The following is a 17,314-nucleotide window of genomic DNA, read 5'->3' on the forward strand; positions in this document are numbered from 1 at the left end:
TTATGGAAAACTCAAACTATATTGATACTTTGACCCCATTAAGGGGTATTGCCGCTCTTTGGGTGGTACTGTACCATTATGACCAATTGACCACATTCACGGGACTGGACCATTTGGTACCCCAAGACTCCACCATGCTCTTGGCAAAGGGATACCTTTTCGTGGACTTCTTTTTTCTTTTGAGTGGCTTTATTCTGGCCCATGTTTATGGAAGCCGTTTTCAACATGGAATCAACCTCAGAAGTTCGTGGAATTATCTCTGGGCCCGGTTCAGTCGATTGTATCCCCTGCATGTTTTTTGCTTGTTGACCCATGTATTGGTCGCCTGCTTCTTGATTCTTGGATTTCCAAATGTATGGGATAAATTCAGTCATATGTATGCTCTTAAGGGCATCCCTGTGCATTTGTTCCTAGGTCAAGCTTGGGGTTCTGACTATTGGCTCACTTGGAATGTCCCATCTTGGTCCATCAGCGCAGAATGGGCTATTTATATGTTATCCCCGGTGCTATTTTTGTTCCTTTTCAAAAAGAAAGGGGTTTGGCCATGGGTCATGGCCATAATTTCCTTTACAATCTTGGGATCGATCGTCCACTTCCATGTGAAACATTCTCTGGATACCACTTTTGATTGGGGCATTTTTAGGTGCTTTGCAGAATTTACATTGGGTATCGTTGTTTACAATCTGTACCAAGAAGGCTTTCTTAAAAAATGGCTGGCCAAGGACCTAGCCTTTGTTGTGATAGCCCTTATCACACTTTTAGGGCTCCATATCAAAATAAACGATGTTTGGATCATTCCCTGTTTTGCCCTCGTAATATTGACCGCTGCCTATAACCAAGGTAAGGTACAACAGGTGATGAAATGGCCCATGGCACAATACCTTGGAGAGATATCCTATTCCATTTACATGATGCAGGGTCTTTGGTTGAGTTTGTATTGGATGGGACTGGATAGTTGGTTGGCGGATAGGCCAGGAATCGTCCCGGATACTTGGACCCTTCTTGCCTTGGTGATGTCCCTCCTGTTCGTGAACATGGTTTCAGCGGCCTGGTCCTATCACAACATAGAGATTCCTTTCCAACTTAAGCTAAGAAAAATGAAATTCAAACGACTGTTCAACTTTCAATGAACAAATTGAAGCGCTGACCATAAGCAATGACAACTTAAAAAATAGAAGATTATGGACACATTACTTAAAAAAGATCTGGAGCAGATAGACGAAATCCTGGAAGGTGCCAAAGCCACTTCATTATCCTATTTAGACCATCTGAACGAAGCCGTTCCGAACATCGGAGTATCCAACATGTCCAAACAAACATGGAACATTAAAGCAGGTATAGGGGCAAAAAAAGCCTTGGATTTGTTCAAGTCCCATTATGCACCCTACATTTCAGCTACTGCGGGACCCAATTTTTATGGATATGTAACGGGAGGGTCCACCCCAGCTGCCTTATTGGGGGATTGGTTGACCTCTGCATACGACCAAGTAAGTTCCGTGACCCCTATCACAGCAAAACATGAATCGGATACCATAGCCCTTTATCGAGAACTTTTTGGGTTGCCAACCGACTTTTTTGGGAGCTTTGTCACGGGGGGTACCACATCGAACATGGTCAACCTGGCCGGAGCAAGGCAATGGGTCTACCAACAATTGGGCCAGGATGGGTCTAAAAATGGTCTGGACACCAGCTCAGGGACCTTGAAGGTGTTTGCGGCCACTCCACACTCCAGCACCTATAAATCCCTTTCTATTTTGGGTATTGGACGTGACAACCTGGAGTTGGTCCAACGCCTTCCCAATCGGGAGGCCATAGATGTATCCGATTTAGAAAAACGCCTATCCGTTAACCCAGAAAAACCAAGCATAGTCGTAGCCAGTGCAGGAACAGTCAATACAGGGGATTTTGATGATTTTCTCGCCTTGGGCAAGCTAAAGGAAAAATATAATTTCTGGTTGCACATCGATGGTGCCTTTGGGGGCTTTGCCTCGGTAGCCGATGATTATAAATACCTTGTCAGTGGCTGGGAATCTGCTGATTCCATTGCCATCGATGCCCATAAATGGTTAAATGTACCATATGATGCGGCTTTTCAATTCACCAAACACCCAGGTTTACAAAGGCAGGTCTTCCAAAACGGAAACGTTCCTTATCTGGAAGGAGATGGGGCCACCCAAGATTTCATGAACTATGTCCCCGAGAACAGTAGGCGATGGAGATCCCTTCCTGCTTGGTTTACCTTATTGGCCTATGGGAAGGAAGGATATGCAGAAATTGTTGGCCGAAACTGTCATTTGGCCAGTGAACTTGGACATCGGATCAAGGACCATGAACAATTGGACCTTCTTGGAGAGGTACGGCTCAACATTGTCTGTTTTGCTGCAAAAATCGATTCTGGAATCGATACCAAAGTCCTATTGGAGCACATCAATGCAACGAACAAGGTCTTCCTGACACCTACAGTATACAAAGACCGTTTTGCCATCCGGGTAGCAGTTTCCAACTGGCGTACAGGTCAAAAGGAAATTGACAATTTGTACCAAATCATTGCCAGTGCAATGCAATCCCTTTCTAAGTAAATCAAAGGGCTCAAAGTCGTTTTTTTACAATTGCATGAAACACCGTAACTCTAGATTTGCCTTATCATTTAAAAACAAATAATAATGGAAAATACATTGGAAAAAACAGATTTGGCCCTATTGTTCGAGGAGCAGGTAGTGCTTACCGATTTTGTGGAATACGGTTTTAGCATGCAGGACTTGGTCAATGGGGAGCCTATTCCCGAAGAAGGGGCCCGATTTGATATTTATTTTGAAGGGGACCTTATCGGGGAAAAGATCAACGGAAAGATCAGTGGGGTCGATTATTTGGAAGTAAGAACGGATGGGCGGTTCTTTCTTGACCTGCATGCCAAAATCATGACCGATGACGGAGCTCAAATCCAGGTCACCGAAACAGGCATCAATGACAATGGGGCCTTGAAACTGAACATGGAATTCCACACCAACGATAAGCGGTACACCTGGTTGAACCGGACACAAGTCCTAGGATTGGGAACCGTGGACTTCAACACGGGCCAAGCGATCGTAAAAGGATATTCACTTTAAAAAACGAATCATGATAACCGTAAACATAAACGAGATCGAGCTGAACGAATTCATCGGAAAGGATGACAAAAACCAACACTGCAAGGCCACCTTTCCCCTTATAGGAGCACACGGCTCCAAGCAATTGGCTACTGTATATTTCGAATTGGAACCTGGGGACAACCTGGGAAAGCATACGGACAGTGCCGAGGAATTGTTGATCGTATTGGAGGGTAAAGTGGAAGTTACAATTGGATCGGAGACCAGAACAGCCAAAAGTGGTGGATTGGTCCTGGTACCTGAAATGGTACCCCATGACTTAAAAAACACAGGCACAAATACCGCAAAGATCTTAGGAGTTTTTGGAGGGGCCAATAACATTGTTGCTACTTTCGACAAAGCCATGTTGCCGACAGAATCCAATATCGTGGATACATCCCTTCTTTTTAGCTGATAATTAGATGTTTATATTTAATTTAGCGACACTAAAACCCTAAAATAGAGCAATAAAGTTATTCCATGAACGTCAGGTTTTCAGAATACAGGCCATCCTATGCATTGAGCCCTTTTGTACAGGCTTACTATACAGGTGATTTTAACCTGTATTCTGAAGACAACTTTGTACAATCGGTAGTGCCCAACGGGTGTATCGAAATGATCATCCATTTGACCCATGATCACTGTGAACTTGTCAAAAGTGAAAGTTGGGGGAAGTCCCCTGAATTTACATTGATCGGCCTACAGACCAAACCCTATGAGGTCAAGTTCCATGATATGGTCCAGATTTTTGGGATCCGGTTCAATCCAGAGGGCATTTACAATATTTTTGGGGTCCCCCCTGCCCTTTTCACCGCGACCTTTGAGGATAGTTCCGATATCCTTGGGGTGGCCTTTAAGGATTATTGTTCGTGGTTACGGGAAGCAAAAAGCATACAACAAAAGATCCGGTTGACCGAAGATTTTCTTTTGAAAAAAATGTCCGATCACGCCCAGGATTTTGATTATGTGCGATTGGCTTCGGAGACAATCCGAAAACACCATGGGATGTTGACCTTGGAAGAATTGATTCAACAGGTGCCCATCAGCCCAAGGCAACTCCAAAGGGAATTCAAAAGAAGGTTCGGAATCACGGCCAAGGAATATATGCGACTTTCTAGGCTCAATGCTATCCAACAATACATGCAAGGAACAGAGATGGTGAATCTTACAGAACTTTCCTATGACACCGGTTTTTCGGACCAATCCCATTTCATCCGTGAGTTCAGGCAATTGGCGGGAACCAATCCCCGGAGCTTTTTGAAGCAAAGGGAGAATTTCTTGACACTTCCCGTGAATCTGGAATGAATCAAAAACGGTTTCACTTATCAACCATATCCTATTAAAAAAATGGAACAGAAGACATTTGAGGTGCTGAAAAGCGAATTGCAACACAAGGCCAAGAACGGTATTGATTTTATAACCGCCGCAAGTCTGGTATGGCTCTTGATCTATGGTATCTGGACACTGGACAGCCCTGCCTTTTCAAAAAGCATATTTACGTTCATGATAGGGGCCTTATTACTACCCTTGGCATTGGGGTTCTCCAAGATATTCAAGACCGAATGGAAGATAAAGAATAACCCGCTTCAGCCCTTGGGACTTTGGCTCAATTTTGCCCAATTGATCTATTTTCCCTTCCTGTTTTTCCTTTTGTACAGGAATCCGGAATATTTTATTATGGGATATGCCATCATCACCGGGGCCCATCTTTTCCCGTATGCTTGGCTCTATGACGAGATGGGTTATGCCATAGCAGCCGTTTTGATCTCTGTCGGTTCACTGGTCATCTCCCTTTCGTTGGGCTTGGACGGAGCCTTCTATATCCCTCTTTGCACTGCCTTGCTACTTGCACTTTTGGCACTATGGATTTTTTACAGACTAAAGATTCTAACCCGCTGAATATGTTTCCACCAAATACCCTACAGAAATCATGGTATTTAAGAATAAGATAGCATCCTGTTCTTATAGTTCATAAAACTGTTGAAGCTGTATGCCTATGTGACTCATCACTCTCCAAAAAACTCCACATAGTTGAGATTGAAACCGCCCTTTTCAAATGCCACTTTTATCTTGTGGGTCCCTTCTTTGAGATCTATTCCTGAAAGGGTGACCGTTTTATACGTGGTTGCGCCTCCTGTTGTTCCCAAGGTTACGGTTTCCGAAGTGGCAGCCCCATCAACCTTTACATGAAGTTTTCCTGTGGCCACGGTGCTGGAGTATCTGACATCCATGGCATAGGTGCCTGATTTTTTCACTTGCGCGGTGAAGAGCAACCATTCACCATCCTGAATATCAAAAACTTCATAGCCATTGCTCTTGCTGTCCGCACAATTCTGGATGTCCACACCATCATTGCGCATTTTACGCCCTTTGTTCCACGTGCCCTGTTCCCCAGTGCTTACGCGATAGTTGATGTAATCCACATCACTGTAGGCATAATTGTTGGTGCCCATGTCATACTCCGTGGCATAGATGAGGCCAGGGATGGAATGGTCCTTGTAGGCCTTGGCCTCAAAAGTCTGTACCTGTCTGAACATGGCGTCAATTACATCGGGCTTGACCGTCACATTTTCCATTTTGTAGTTTTCGGCCAACTGCATCAAGGCTTTTTTGGCGAAGTCGGCCGTAGGTTTTTTCCCTCCATTTTGCCAATAGTCCAAGAGCGTTTCATATCCGGGGTTTTTGGTGACCGAAGTGACCCCAGCAATGTTTTCCACTTTTTTCATGGGCCAAAAAGCCCAACCGATATTGTGGGATTCCATCAAGGTCAATGCGTCCTTGAACCACACATTGGAATTTTCGCCGCTTTCCCCCAACCATATCGGGGCGTTGTACTTTTCGCGATATTCCAACACTTGCTGGATGGATTCCGTGGTATTGAAGTTCCAATATTTATGGAAACTGATGACCATATTGTCATCCCAAAGCGGGAAGATGCCATTGTAGTTATTGCCCCAGCAATTCCCTTCGATGTAGATGATGTGGTTGGTATCGATCTTACGGATGGCTTTTGTGATGTCCACCATCAACTGGCGCAAGGGTGCGTTGTTCTTTTCGTCACAGCCGTTTGGGTTTTCCCCTTCAAAGTTCCAGTTGGGTTCATTGACAATATCGTATCCTCCCATCCATGGATGATCTTTGTAACGTTCGGCCATCTTTTCCCAAAAGGCTATCATCTTCTGCTTATTGGCCTCACTTTCCCATAGGGAAGGTTTGGTGGCATCATAGTCGGAAATATTGGCGTCGTGACCCTGTCCCCCTGGCGCCGCATGAAGGTCAAGGATAAGGTACATTTCATTCTCCGCACACCATTCCAAAAGATCATCCGTCATGGTAAACCCCTTTTCCAACCAAGTGATCTCCCCATTCTTTTCCTCCTCAATAGGTGGTGTATATAAATTGTAGTGCATGGGCAACCGCACCGAATTGAAACCCCACGCCTTAAGCGAATCTATGTCCCGTTTGGTAATCCCATTGGCCAGATAGGCCTCATAGAAGGCTTCGGTGTTTTCCTTACCAATGAGTTCCGTGATCTTTTGTTTAATGACATGTTGTGGTCCGGCAAAACTGGCCGTCTGCAACATATAGCCTTCCTGCACCATCCACCCACCAAGTCCGAGACCTCTCAAGAGCACATTGTTTCCTTGTGCATCAACGATCTTCTGTCCATCGGTGTGCAGAAACCCTTGTCCAAAAACGACGGAATTGATCAAAATAAAGAAAAAGAATATAGATTTTTTCATGCGAGTATTGCTATTGTTTCCAAATATAGGTGGCAACGGCCCCACCGCCCAAAGTGGTGGTCACCCATTTGCTGTTGTACTTGATGTTAAAGGATGTGATGGCGTCACCATCATTTTCCACGATAAGGACCATATTCCCCTCAGGTGTGATAAAGGCCACATTTTGAAGGTTGCCCTGTATATTGGAGCCCACCCGGACCGAACCCGAAGGTACAAATTTAGAGGCATGGGCCACAATATAGTAGCCCACATTGCGGGTAATGTTCCCTCCAGAACTGATCGTTAGGCCTCCTTTACAAACGGTGCATCCTCCATCGGTATGCGGACCAAAATTTTCGTTATTGGCCAAGTTCCATTCCAAGGCATTCTTGCTCCAGTTGCGCATGGATCCAATGATCACATTCTTCAGGTGCCATTTCAAGTCGCCATCAAAAGAGCCACTCGAAGAGGTATATTGTTCCGTGAAGTAGAGATTTTTTTCAGGGAAGGCATTGTGTACGGTGGAGAGCGCACCAATATCCCCATTGTAGAGGTGGAATGCGGAACCATCCACATAGGGATTGGTATCCGGGTCACTCAGTACCGTGATGGGGTATTGTGGATTGTCACAATTATGGTCCCACACAATGATCTTGGTGGTAATCCCTGCGGCGGCAAAGGCGGGGCCAAGGTGGTTTTTGATAAAATCCGACTGTTCCTCGGCAGTCATAAACATACTGGGATTGTTCCCGTCATGCATGGGTTCGTTCTGTATGGTGATGGCGTCCAAAACTATCCCTTCGGTTTCCATAGCTTCGAGATACTTTACAAAATATTGCGCATATACACTATAGTATTGCGATTGAAGACTACCTCCCACAAAGCTCCCGTTATCCTTCATCCAAACTGGGGCGGACCATGGAGAGCCCATGATCTTGATATTGGGGTTGATTTTCAAAATTTCCTTGAGAACGGATACAACACCGTCCATATCCGGTTCCAAGCTAAAATGGGCCAGTGCTTCATCGGTTTCCCCATCTGGCATATCATTATAGGTAAAAGGAGCCTCATTAAGGTCTGATGCCCCAATACTTATCCTGAGATAGCTTATGCCTATATCACCTTTCGAAGTACCAAAAAGTTCCTGCAACAGTGCATTTTTCTTACTTGTGTCCAATTCATTGATGACCGCTGCACTACCACCTGTCAACGTAAATCCAAAACCATCTATGGCCTGATAGGTCAAGGATTCGTCCACTGTAATGGTGGGAAAAGTGTTGGTAGTCGTCCCAAAGGACAGGACCTTGTCCTGTTTTTTTAACAACACGGTCCGGTCCGATAGCGTCAGCCAAGTTTCCACATCACTTGTGGTAGCTGGTGGATTGTTGCCCGGAGGGTTATCATCCGGGGTCTGTCCTGTATCATCGGTACCACTGTCCCCTGAAGAGGAGCAGTAGGTCATGGGAAGTAGAAGTACCCAGACTGCCATTACAACTATATTCTTTCTAATCATATGCTTATTTTTTTCTATAGCCAACCTTTGGGTGGACAAATTTTCATCCTCTTCATTTGATGATAGGGGCATATACGATCATGTGTCCCAACCATCTCCTTACTGCTTCAATATTTTAAAAATAGCCCATGGCCAAGTAGACCATGGGCCTTGAATTAAAAAACTAACTCTACTCAAATAATCAACTAAATCATTTTTCAATTGGTTCCTCTAAGCTCCACATTATCGATTGTGATGGCTCCCACGTTTCCACCTCCACATTTGATGACCAGATAGACCGTAGTGTCGGTATCAAAACTTACCATGTTTCCCTCACCAGCGCAACTTAGCTGGGAGAGTTTTCCACTAAACGGTGCATTGCCACAACCGTTCCAAGTGTTCAGGCCTATCTTGGTGCCATCGGCGGAATAATCGGATCCTTGGACCGGTGCTGTTGTGGACACATAGACCTCAAACCAGGTATCCACCGATCCTTCACCCTGTACAGACATATCAACGGCATAGTTTTTACCGCCTTGTACCTCTATGGCCTGAAAGAGGCCCTGTTGGTTCCAATCACTTGCCGTAATGGTAGCGGTGCCTGAACCGAAGGTCCAATTTGCCCCTGATGCACTTATGCTCAAAATGGTCCATTGGGCAATATCCTCATCGGTTTCAAACTTGCCCCCTACGACCAGGTTTCCTGCATTGGGGTCCGATTCCTCCACAACCAACTCTTGGGAACTGCTTATGGTTGAACCTCCTCTGCCGATGGCAATGTGGGTAATGGTGTAGCTCCCCGCGTCAGGTAGAAAGATTTCCTCGGTGGATTTGCCCTGGAATATCCCCTCGCCTATGTTCCATTTGGAGGCAATGACATTGGTGGTCTGTGCTTTCAGCACATATCTATTGGCTTGCCCCTCAACCGGGGTTATGGTAAAGGATGCATCCACATGGGTATCGGTCAATCCATTATTCCCAAAAGAATCTTCTGGGGTACATGAGGTCAATGTAATCATGCCAAATATGACCAGAATGATCAATCTATACTTACTGGTTATTTTATATTTTAAACTCATAATAGAATTCATTTAACTGTTGATCAATAATTGGGATTTTGAACGATCAAAGTGTTTTCCATTTCCCGCAATGGAATGGGGAGCACTTCGTTTTTACCTGCAACAAACCCTTTATCTGCCAAGGCAGTGGCAGCATTCCCTGTACGGACCAAATCGAACCATCGGTGTCCTTCCCCGGCCAACTCGATCCGTCTTTCATTCCATATGGCCTGCATGGACACAGGAACCGAGGGCAAACCTACCCTGGCACGGACTGCATCCAATAGGGCCTGGGCCCTTGTCCCGGAACCACCCAAGGCTTCTGCCTCCAAGAGGTAGGTGTCCGCCAAACGAATCATGTAGACGTGTTGTTGATAGTTCAGTTCCTTCACACCACCGCCCGTAGTTGCATCACTGTTCAGTGGCATGAACTTCTTCAAATAGTACCCTGTGTCCTGGTCACCTTTCAAGTATTCTATTTCCCCTGCCTCTTCATATGCTTTCAAATTCGCTATGGTTTCATCAAACCTGGGGTCGTTCTCGATCACGGCATAGAACTCCTCGGTAAAGACATTGAAACTCCATCCCGGTGCAAAGTCCGGTGCGGTGGAAGTGGCGCTTCTTACATAACTACGAGGTCCCACCATGATATTGATACTGTTCCCCTCATCGGCACCTGAGCCCCAAAAACTCCAATCCGCGTTACTCTGATTGGTATTGGTGGTCTCCAAAATGGATTCCGAATTGAACGTGTTGGAGAAATCCCATAGATCAGCAAAATCGTCCAACAAACGGTACCCATATTTGCTGGTACCTCCGGGTGTTCCATTTACTTCCGCCAGTTCTGCGGCCGCTTGACTGCTCTTGCCATTGTAGAGATATACCTTGCCCAACAAAGCCTGTGCCGCTCCTTTGGAGAAGCGTCCTGCCTCTGTGGAAAGGTTCACCATATCGGGAAGGCCGTTCTTTGCCTCTTCCAAATCGGTCTCGATCTGTGCATATACAGCTTCTTTTGAGGCTTGCTCCACATTGTATATGTCCGCGGTTGGAAGCGGTTCCACGATCAAGGGAATGTTGCCGAACATCCGTACCAGTTGAAAGTAAAAATAGGCCCTTAAGGCTTTGGCCTCTGCGGTAAACCTTGTCCTATTGCCTTCGCCCATAGGGATTTCGGGCAACTTTGACAACAAGACATTGGCCCTGAATATCCCTTGAAAATAATCGTTCCAATAACTTGCCGGGATGTTGGACGCGGTTATGGTATAATGAGAAAAGGCATGGATCCCTGCGCCATCATCGGGTCCTCCACCGCCAGCGTAGTGATCGTCGGATCCAGCGTTCATCATGGTGACCATATTCTCAAATCCTTTGGATTCCTTTCCCAAAACGTCGTAAATGGCTATCAAACCGGAATAGGCTTGATTTTCGTTGCTATAATAGTTCTCTTCCAAATAGGTCCCTTTTGGTTCCACATCCAAAAACTCCTTGGTACAGGAAGTGAATGCCAAAACCAAGATTGAACCAAAAACCAGCTTATTTATGTTTCTCAGTTTCATACTCTTTTTTTTAGAATTGTAGATTAATGCCCAACATTCCAGACCTTGCCTGTGGGTAATAGCCACGGTCTATCCCAAATACATTGCCCCCTATTTCCGGGTCAAATCCTGTATATTTTGTAAAGGTGATGAGGTTTTCACCTGTCACATATAACCGTATTTTGGAGATGCCCACCTTGCCCAGAACTTCTTGTGGCAGGGTGTACCCAAACTGTATGGTCTTGAACCTCAGGTAATCCCCATCTTCCAAATAGAAATCGGAGGGATTGGTAAAGTTCTTGTTGGTATCGTTGGTGGTGAGCCTTGGAAAGGAATTGGACGACCCCTCCCCGGACCATCTGCCCAAGGCCGAGGTCTGGAAATTGGCACTACCGATATCCAATCGTCGCAAGGCTTGGAAAATCTTGTTCCCCGCTGCTCCCTGTGCAAAGATGAGCAGGTCAAAATTCTTGTAGTTTAAATTGAGGTTGATACCGAAGGTCACTTTGGGGATGGAGCTTCCTATGAAATCCCTGTCATCATCTGTTATCGAACCATCGCCATTGACATCTTTCCACCTGAAATCACCAGGTCTGGCAATAGGTTGCATCGGTTCCCCATCAGAATTCACATAAGCATCTATCTCGGCTTGGTTCTGGAAGATCCCATCGGTCACAAATCCATAAAATGAATTGACAGGCTGCCCCACCTGGGTTCGGGTAATGGGAAAGGTACTGGCCTGCACTGTGGTGCCACCTGATAAAAATTCGACGCCTTCCCCCAAAAAGGTGACCTTGTTGTCCACCGTGGACATATTGCCACTCAATGAAAATCTAAAATCCCCAAAGCTTCTGTTATAGCTCAACCCGAAATCCACTCCTTTGTTTTCCATATCGGCCACATTTCCAGCAGGGCTTCCTGTGGCACCGACATACCCTGGAAGGGGCACATCCCTTAAAATGCCGGTTGTCTTTTTGTAATACCAATCAAAGGTCACACTCAATCCATTGAACAGGGTGGCATCCAATCCAATATTGGTCTGACTGGTCTCTTCCCATTTCAAATCAGGGTTTGCAGGTGCATCGGGACTGTTCCCTATGACCACAGATCCTGTGTTGCCCACAGCATAATTTCGGCCATCACCTATGGTGGAGAGGTATTTGAAATCCCCGATTTGGTCACTGCCCGTGACCCCATAACTTCCACGGATCTTCAATTGGTTCACAATATCGTTCTCTGGCCAGAAGCTTTCCCTATCGGCTACCCAGCCCAATGAGAATGAAGGAAATACCCCAAATTTGTTGTTCGATCCGAACCTACTTGAACCATCCCTTCGTACAATACCCGTGAACAGGTATTTTTCCTTGTAGGCATAGTTTAATCTGGCAAAAAGCGAAGTAACCTTATGAACAACCCCTGTGTAGGCGCCTGCATTGATCTGCTCCGTGGGAATGTCAAAATTGAAGGATGCATCCTTGTAATTGTTCACCGGGATATTGTTGTACGTTATGGACTGCCCTTCGGTGATATTGTCCACATATACCCCCTGGCCCAACAGGACGGTAAAATCGTGTCCTCCAAGGGCCTTGTTGTAGGAAGCGGTATTTTCAATGTTCCAACCAAATCCTTTGTTGGTGTTCCTGCTCAGACTATTTTGTGAAGTCACAAAAGAAGAGGTCAAAAAAGCCACAGGGTTAAAGGATTGTCCACCCCAATAGGCCAACTTTCCACCAAAGGTGCTCCTTACCCTCAAATTCTCGATAGGCTCTACCTCAACATAGGCATTGCCCACAAAGTTGTCCGACCAGCTATGGTTCCCCAACCTTGTCTTGGTGAAAGCCAAAGGATTGGTCATCTCTTGCCCTACCAAAGTGGAAATACCATAGGGAAAGCCATTCGGCGCCAAGATAAGGTCTGGCCGCAAACCTCCGGTCCCATCCACATAGGGAACCCCCGCCAAAACGGCGGGATCGGTCTCTATAGCCGGTGTTATGGGGTCCAAATTGACCGCTGAGGATAGTGGACCACCATAAAATGTGTTCCCATCAATAGCTGCATTTTTTTCATTGGAATACCCAAAGGTCTGGCCTACCCTGATGTAATCGTTGATTTGGTGTGTGGAATTCAACCGGAAATTTTTTCGGATATAGTGTGAGATATCCGAAACCACGATACCCTCTTGGTCCAAGTATCCAAAAGATGCATAAAATGTAGACTTTTCACTTCCGCCACTTACACTGATCTCATGGTTCTCCCGTTTGGCACTATTGCTAAAAATCTGTTCCTGCCAATCTGTTCCCTTACCATAAGAATCTGGATTTGGGAAGAGGATATTTCCTCCCCCGGCCACAGAGGCCTCGTTTCGCAAGGTGGCATATTGGGTTGCATTGACCAGATCCAATTTTCTTGCTGGCGCCGACATGCCCGTGTATCCATTATAATTGATGGACAACTTGCCAGATTTACCACTTTTGGTGGTAACAAGGATGACCCCTGCTGCTGCCCTCGATCCATAGATGGCTGCGGAGGCTGCATCCTTCAATACTTCAATGGAAGCAATGTCGGATTGGTTAAGGTAGCCAATGCCCCCAGCATCCACAATTACACCATCAACTACCCAAAGAGGTTCATTATTGTTCAGGGTGGTGATTCCCCTGACACGTATGGTAGATGCTGAACCAGGCTGCCCTGAATTTGCAGCAATGGTAATCCCTGAGGCCCTTCCTTGCAAGGATTGTTCCACACGGTTGATCGGCAAATCCTGCAGATCACTTTCCTTGACCCCAGAAATTGCCCCGGTCACCACGCTCTTCTTTTGGGTGCCATACCCAACAACCACTATTTCCTCCAAAAGGCTCACATCGGATTGTAATGTGACCTCAATTTGGGTCCTACCTCCAATGGCCTCTTCCACTGGCTTGTAACCAATGTAGCTGAACACCAATGTTCCATCCAGTGGAACATCAATTTCAAAATTCCCATCAAAATCCGTGGTGGTACCCTTGGATGTGTTTTTGAGAATAACCGATGCCCCTGGAAGCGGGACACCACTTTCATCCTTGACCATGCCCTTGACCGTTGTGTCCTGGGCCTGTACGAGCATGGTAAACAGTAAAGATAAAGCACATAATACATATGACTTTGTTAGCTTCATGTGTTGTTAGTTTAAGTTAATTATTGTTAAAAAAATGTGCATTTTGCAGCGATAATAGGTATGATTTTATCAATGTCACAATAAAACTCCCCTACAAAAACACATCAAGTCAAACATTTAATCTTACAAAAACACATCAGATAATATCATATTTATCTATATATCAATATTTTATATTAACATTAATACTTATCTTAGCTTATACTCATTTTGCAAAAAACACAACAAACCGATAAATTGCGCATCAGGCACTTAAACAAAGGCAATATGAGTAGTCACCAAGCGGTTTTCCTCCATTTGCATATGCTTTATACACTAGATTGGAGAATCAAGAAAGGCAGTGAAAGATTCGCATTCAAATGCCTCTTCACTTTTTTCATTTTTATGGAATGCCTTTCGCCACTGTATGGTCAAATCAAGGGCATAGGACTGCCCAGCATCACCAATTATACAAAAACAACGTACCAGAGTGGCACACAAAATTGGGATATCGATCAGGACACCAACGGCAATGTGTATTTTGCCAACAATAATGGCTTGTTGCAATTTGACGGTTCCACATGGCAGACCTATAAGATTCCCAACTCCAACAATGTCAGGTCCGTAAAGTTCGATCCCAAATCCGGGAGGGTCTATGTTGGGGCATACAATGAGTTTGGATATTTTGAATCTGACGAAAGTGGTACGCTCTCCTATGTTTCTTTGATCCCAAAAATCGAGGATACCGCATTCAGATCGACTGATTTTATCTGGAAAATCCATCTTTTTGAGGACGAGGTCATCTTTCAGTCTTTTGGAGCTGCTTATATCCTAAAAAATGACACCATAACCCCGTTACCTTCGAATGGCAGGTTTCAGTTTTCCTTTAAGGCTGCAGAAAAACTCTACTTTCAAGAGGTGACCAAGGGACTATTGGAGTATAGAAATGGTAGCTTGGTCCAATTACCGGGCACAACTGTGTTCAATGCCTATGAAATATGGGGGATTTTTTCCTTAGGGGCCAACAAACTGCTCATCGCAACGTTGGAGGCGGGTCTTTTCATCCATGATGGACAAGCTGTTTTTCCTTGGGACACCGAAGCCAACCAATTTATCAAAAACAACAGCTCTTTGGGAGGCGTAAAGGTCAACGACGATTTTTTTGTGCTGAACACGGTTCTGGGGGGTATCCTTATCTGCAACGCCGAAGGTGAGGTGGTACAGCAAATTGACTTGAACAAGGGCCTGAAAAACAATACGGTCCTGAGTTCTTTCATTGATAGTTCGAACAATCTTTGGCTAGGCCTGGATAATGGGATTTCCTACCTGAACATCAATTCCCCTTTTACCTATTTTAGTTCCAGCCTCAATTTGAGCTCTGTCTATGCCACTGTTGTCCACAATGGACTTCTTTATGTGGCCACCAACCAAGGGGTCTTCTACCATAAGTTAAACGCCTCTTTCAAAGATGATTCTTTTAATTTGGTCGAAGGGACTACTGCCCAATCATGGAATATACAGGTAATCGCGGACCAACTGATCTGCGCCAATAACAAAGGGGCGCTGGTCATCGATAAAGACAGGGTGGATCGGGTATTGGACCATACCGGTTATTTTGGGTTCAAGGAAATCCCTGGCCATCCCGATCATATCATTGGATCCCACTATGGGGGGTTCGCTCTTTTCAAGACAGGCCCCGAAGGTCTGGAATTTCAGAACAGGATTGTTGGATTCAATAATTCTTCCAAGGATTTTGAGTTGGACACTGATTATGTTTGGCTCCTACGCGATCAGTTTCTGTTCCAATTGGAATTCTCCGAAAATCTGAATGAATTTGCAACAAAGAACAAGTTCACTTCCTTGAATGGTAAAGGCTCAGGAATAAATACCCTTAAAAAAATTGACGACACCCTTTACTTCATTTCTGAAAACCACTTTTACACCTATTCCAAGGAGTTGGGTGTCTTTAAGGAAGATACGGCCTTGAGCGAATTGTTCAGTGATCTACCTATAATAAATTCAATTTATAAAGATGCATACGGAAATCTATGGTACACCTACGGGCAATCCAATGGAATTGGTGTTCTGATGAAGTCGGAGGGACCTGGATATACCAATGTGCTAGAACCCTTTTCCAACCTTTCAGGAAATCTTGTGTTCAATTATTTATCGGTCAACACCATTGACCCAAAAAATATATTCATAGGTCTGATCAATGGTCTGGCACATTATGATTCTCAGTTTTCCAGGGAAAATATGGTCCGCCCCAAAGCCTTTATCCGAAGCTTTTCCTATGGGGATAAAACCATTGTCCAAGGCAATCCACAACATAAAAGCAAGGAGCATGAACTTCCTTATTCCGATAACAACGTAAGGTTCACTTTTTCATCCCCTGATTTTGAAAGCAGTGACAACATCCAATATTCCTACCAATTGGAACCTTTTGATAAAGAGTGGAGCAATTGGTCCAAACAGGCCCTAAAGGAATACACCAATCTCAAGGAAGGCACCTATACCATGAAAGTAAGGGAAAAGAACAGCTATGGTGTAGTGTCCGACCAAGCCTCACTGATTTTTACCATAAACCCTCCTTGGTACCGACATTACCTTGCCTATACTGCCTATGTTATGCTTGGCTGTTTAATTATTTATTTGATCAGGCTACAGGTCCAGGTCAAAATCAGGAAGAACAAATATTATGAGACCATTGAACAACGTAAATTGTACCTGGAAAAGGAATCAAAAATCCGAATGGAACAGTACCGCTTGGAGAAAAAGATACAGAAACTCAACAGGGACAGGTTAAAGACCAAGATCTTGGCCAAGGACAAAGAATTGGTGAACAACTCGCTCCAAGTGGTAAAAAAGAACAAGACCCTCAGCAACATTGTACAGAAACTAAAGGAAATGGATGTTGAGTCCATGAACGAGGAAACCAAGTCCCAACTGACAACATTGAAAAAAAGTATAACAAAGGAAATCAGTGGCAATAGCTGGAAAGACCTGGAAAAGCACATCAAAAATGTACATTTTGAGTTTTTGAAAAGGCTCAAGGAGAAATACCCCAATATTTCACCAAGGGAACTGGACCTCTCCACCTACTTGCTCATGAACATGTCCACCAAGGAAATAGCCGAAGTAATGAACATATCCAATGGAGGTGTGGAATTGGCCCGGTACCGGTTGAGAAAGAAACTTGGTCTGTCCAGAAAAGAAAATCTTACTGGTTTTTTGATGAACATCTGACGG

The 17,314-nt window shown here is 44.9% G+C and carries 12 protein-coding genes; 7 read left to right on the top strand and 5 right to left on the bottom strand.

Annotation, left to right across the window (positions count from 1 at the left end; translation table 11 throughout):
• The first annotated feature begins 2 nt into the window (after positions 1-2).
• From D2V93_RS01935 to D2V93_RS01960, 6 genes are all read left to right on the top strand, one after another.
• Entirely contained in the window at positions 3-1,130 is a 1,128-nt protein-coding gene (locus D2V93_RS01935; protein WP_119618148.1) for an acyltransferase family protein, read from the top strand.
• Between the two features lie 51 nt (positions 1,131-1,181).
• A complete protein-coding gene (locus D2V93_RS01940; protein ID WP_119618149.1) occupies positions 1,182-2,579 on the top strand; it encodes a pyridoxal phosphate-dependent decarboxylase family protein in 1,398 nt (465 codons plus the stop codon).
• Between the two features lie 84 nt (positions 2,580-2,663).
• Positions 2,664-3,107, top strand: coding sequence for a DUF3237 family protein (locus tag D2V93_RS01945; protein WP_119618150.1), 444 nt, complete (start codon positions 2,664-2,666; stop codon positions 3,105-3,107).
• A gap of 10 nt (positions 3,108-3,117) precedes the next feature.
• Positions 3,118-3,540 (top strand): cupin domain-containing protein, encoded by a 423-nt coding sequence (locus D2V93_RS01950; RefSeq protein ID WP_119618151.1) that lies wholly within the window; start codon positions 3,118-3,120, stop codon positions 3,538-3,540.
• Positions 3,541-3,605: 65 nt separating this feature from the next.
• Positions 3,606-4,430 carry a helix-turn-helix transcriptional regulator gene (locus tag D2V93_RS01955; RefSeq protein ID WP_119618152.1) on the top strand — a complete coding sequence of 275 codons (825 nt, stop codon included), beginning with the start codon at positions 3,606-3,608 and terminating at the stop codon, positions 4,428-4,430.
• Positions 4,431-4,472: 42 nt separating this feature from the next.
• Positions 4,473-5,024 carry a DUF7010 family protein gene (locus D2V93_RS01960; protein ID WP_072882195.1) on the top strand — a complete coding sequence of 184 codons (552 nt, stop codon included), beginning with the start codon at positions 4,473-4,475 and terminating at the stop codon, positions 5,022-5,024.
• A 107-nt stretch (positions 5,025-5,131) separates the two neighbouring features.
• Here D2V93_RS01960 and D2V93_RS01965 read toward each other — a convergent pair whose 3' ends face one another.
• The 5 genes from D2V93_RS01965 to D2V93_RS01985 all read right to left on the bottom strand — a co-directional run bounded on the left by D2V93_RS01965 (position 5,132) and on the right by D2V93_RS01985 (position 14,035).
• Positions 5,132-6,868: a cellulase family glycosylhydrolase gene (locus tag D2V93_RS01965; protein ID WP_119618153.1), complete on the bottom strand. Its 1,737-nt coding sequence runs from the start codon at positions 6,866-6,868 to the stop codon at positions 5,132-5,134.
• A gap of 10 nt (positions 6,869-6,878) precedes the next feature.
• On the bottom strand, positions 6,879-8,360 hold the full coding sequence (locus tag D2V93_RS01970) for a glycoside hydrolase family 30 protein (RefSeq protein WP_245978052.1): 1,482 nt from the start codon (positions 8,358-8,360) through the stop codon (positions 6,879-6,881).
• Positions 8,361-8,557: 197 nt separating this feature from the next.
• Positions 8,558-9,418, bottom strand: coding sequence for a hypothetical protein (locus tag D2V93_RS01975; protein WP_119618154.1), 861 nt, complete (start codon positions 9,416-9,418; stop codon positions 8,558-8,560).
• Between the two features lie 23 nt (positions 9,419-9,441).
• Positions 9,442-10,953 (bottom strand): RagB/SusD family nutrient uptake outer membrane protein, encoded by a 1,512-nt coding sequence (locus D2V93_RS01980; RefSeq protein ID WP_072882198.1) that lies wholly within the window; start codon positions 10,951-10,953, stop codon positions 9,442-9,444.
• A 10-nt stretch (positions 10,954-10,963) separates the two neighbouring features.
• A complete protein-coding gene (locus D2V93_RS01985) occupies positions 10,964-14,035 on the bottom strand; it encodes a SusC/RagA family TonB-linked outer membrane protein (RefSeq protein WP_245978054.1) in 3,072 nt (1,023 codons plus the stop codon).
• Positions 14,036-14,470: 435 nt separating this feature from the next.
• Between D2V93_RS01985 and D2V93_RS01990 the strand changes: the two genes are divergently transcribed.
• On the top strand, positions 14,471-17,311 hold the full coding sequence (locus D2V93_RS01990; RefSeq protein WP_245978057.1) for a triple tyrosine motif-containing protein: 2,841 nt from the start codon (positions 14,471-14,473) through the stop codon (positions 17,309-17,311).
• The last annotated feature ends 3 nt before the right edge of the window (positions 17,312-17,314 follow it).

This window comes from Flagellimonas taeanensis (genome assembly GCF_003584105.1).
GTDB lineage: Bacteria > Bacteroidota > Bacteroidia > Flavobacteriales > Flavobacteriaceae > Flagellimonas > Flagellimonas taeanensis.

Coding starts and splice junctions, on each gene's coding strand:
- D2V93_RS01935 (WP_119618148.1), top strand. CDS start 3: ATGGAAAACTCAAACTATATTGATACTTTGACCCCATTAAGGGGTATT.
- D2V93_RS01940 (WP_119618149.1), top strand. CDS start 1,182: ATGGACACATTACTTAAAAAAGATCTGGAGCAGATAGACGAAATCCTG.
- D2V93_RS01945 (WP_119618150.1), top strand. CDS start 2,664: ATGGAAAATACATTGGAAAAAACAGATTTGGCCCTATTGTTCGAGGAG.
- D2V93_RS01950 (WP_119618151.1), top strand. CDS start 3,118: ATGATAACCGTAAACATAAACGAGATCGAGCTGAACGAATTCATCGGA.
- D2V93_RS01955 (WP_119618152.1), top strand. CDS start 3,606: ATGAACGTCAGGTTTTCAGAATACAGGCCATCCTATGCATTGAGCCCT.
- D2V93_RS01960 (WP_072882195.1), top strand. CDS start 4,473: ATGGAACAGAAGACATTTGAGGTGCTGAAAAGCGAATTGCAACACAAG.
- D2V93_RS01965 (WP_119618153.1), bottom strand. CDS start 6,868: ATGAAAAAATCTATATTCTTTTTCTTTATTTTGATCAATTCCGTCGTT.
- D2V93_RS01970 (WP_245978052.1), bottom strand. CDS start 8,360: ATGATTAGAAAGAATATAGTTGTAATGGCAGTCTGGGTACTTCTACTT.
- D2V93_RS01975 (WP_119618154.1), bottom strand. CDS start 9,418: ATGAGTTTAAAATATAAAATAACCAGTAAGTATAGATTGATCATTCTG.
- D2V93_RS01980 (WP_072882198.1), bottom strand. CDS start 10,953: ATGAAACTGAGAAACATAAATAAGCTGGTTTTTGGTTCAATCTTGGTT.
- D2V93_RS01985 (WP_245978054.1), bottom strand. CDS start 14,035: ATGCTCGTACAGGCCCAGGACACAACGGTCAAGGGCATGGTCAAGGAT.
- D2V93_RS01990 (WP_245978057.1), top strand. CDS start 14,471: ATGGAATGCCTTTCGCCACTGTATGGTCAAATCAAGGGCATAGGACTG.